Raw genomic sequence first — 1800 nt, forward strand, 5'->3', positions numbered from 1 at the left:
CGTTGCCCGAGGCGATCTCGGTGGAGGCGGTGCTGATGGCGCCGGAGGCCTCCTGGATGCGGGGGACGATGGCCTTGAGCTGCTCGACGGTGGCGTTGGCGTCGTCGCGCATGCGGGCGAACACCCCCCGGAAGTCGCCCTCCATCCGCACCGTCAGGTCGCCCTGGGCGATGGCGTGGAGCAGCGCCGAGAGCTGGCCCAGGTTGCGGTCGGCGGTGGCCATCATGGTGTTCAGGCCGCGGACCATCTCCAGGAAGTCGTGGCGGAAGGCGTTCTCGTCGCCGCGCACGGAGAAGTCGCCTTCGGCGGCGGCCTGGGCCAGGCGCCGGATCTCGCCGTTGATCGCCATCAGGCTGGCCTTGGCCGCGTCCATGGCTTCGTGCAGCACCGCGCGGCTGCCGGGCAGGCGGCGGGCATCGCGCGACAGGTCGCCGCTGGCGTACTCCTGAAGCACGGCGATCGCATCCATGATCGCGTCCAGGTGCTCGAACATCATGGTGTTGATGCCGCGGGCCAGCTCGCCGTAGACGCCCGGGAAGTCCTCGGGCATGCGATGGCCGATGTCCGGGCCGGCGTGCTGGGCGATCATGTGCCGGGCCTCGTGCGAGAAGCGCTCCAGCATGTGCACCATCCCGTCCATGGCCTGGAGCATCTGCCCGATCTCGTCGCGGCCGTGGTGGCCGGTGCGCACCTCCAGGTCACCGCGCGAGACGCCGCGGACCGCGGCCAGGGCACGGTTGACCGAGGCCAGGATCGAGCCGCCGATCAGCCAGCCCAGGCCCAGGTTGAACAGCACCAGCAGGCCGCCGGCGAGGGTCATGATGAGGGTGAACCCGATTGCACGTGCCTGGGTGTCGTCGGTGTACACGCCGACGGCCACCACCCAGCCCCAGGGCTCGTACAGGAAGGCGTAGGAAGTCTTCTTCGCCGGCCTGGCCTGGCCGGGCTTCTCCCAGGTGTAGTCCACGAAGCCGCCGCCGGCCTCGGCGGCCGCCAGCATGGCCGGGAAGATGTGCCGGCCGTCCGGGCTGGTCACCCCGGCCAGCGGCTGGCCCACCAGGTCGGGCCGGCGCGGATGCATCACCATGTCCAGATCGCGGTCCAGGACGAAGAAATAGTCCTGGCCGCCGTTGCCCTGCATGGCCTGCAGGGCTTCCAGCGCCGCCTCGCGCGCCTGCTGCTCGGTCATCGCGCCGGATTCGGCGCGCCTGGCGTAGTCCTGGATCATGCCGCGCGCCATCTCGGCCTGGACGCGCAGGCCGTCCTTGCGGACGTCGATCACGTCCAGGTACTGGGTGCGGGCGGCGATCACCGCCAGGCCGATGATGCCCAGCGCGATCATAGCCGACTGCAGCAGGAACTTCCGCTTCATCGACAGGTTGGAGACGAGGCGGAAGAGGGTGGAGCGACGCAGGTTCATGACTTCTTCTGTGGTCACGGCCGCGGAAAGCGGCCGTGGTTGTTATCGGCAGCGGCGCGGAAACCTTTGCCCGGCCGCCGCGGATCCACGGGGCCGATTGGACCGAGCCCCGGCGCGGGGCCGGGGCTCGGTGGGTGCTGCCAGGCTTAGAACTCGGCCCAGTCGGCTTCCGCGACCGCAACCGGAGGACGGGCCTCGTGGCGCGGAGGCGCCGCAGGCACGCCGTTCCTGCGCACCGGCGCGGTGGCCGGCGCCGGGGCAGGGCCGGTCGGCAGGTCATGCTCGCCGGTGCGGAACAGGGCGATGGCCTGTGCGAGGCTGGCGGCCTGTTCCTCCATGGCCCGGGCCGCGGCCGAGGCCTCCTCCACCAGCGCCGCGTT

1 protein-coding gene and 1 pseudogene are annotated in these 1800 nt (G+C 71.2%); both read right to left on the reverse strand.

The annotated features are described in order from the left end of the window. Positions 1-1420 (reverse strand): cache domain-containing protein (locus CR938_RS14185; protein ID WP_162125605.1); only part of this gene is annotated, 1420 nt, incomplete at its 3' end. 146 nt (positions 1421-1566) lie between these two features. Next, a pseudogene (locus tag CR938_RS14190) lies at positions 1567-1800 on the reverse strand (methyl-accepting chemotaxis protein); the annotation flags it as partial.

Source organism: Pseudoxanthomonas taiwanensis (assembly GCF_010093135.1).
GTDB classification, from domain to species: domain Bacteria; phylum Pseudomonadota; class Gammaproteobacteria; order Xanthomonadales; family Xanthomonadaceae; genus Pseudoxanthomonas; species Pseudoxanthomonas taiwanensis.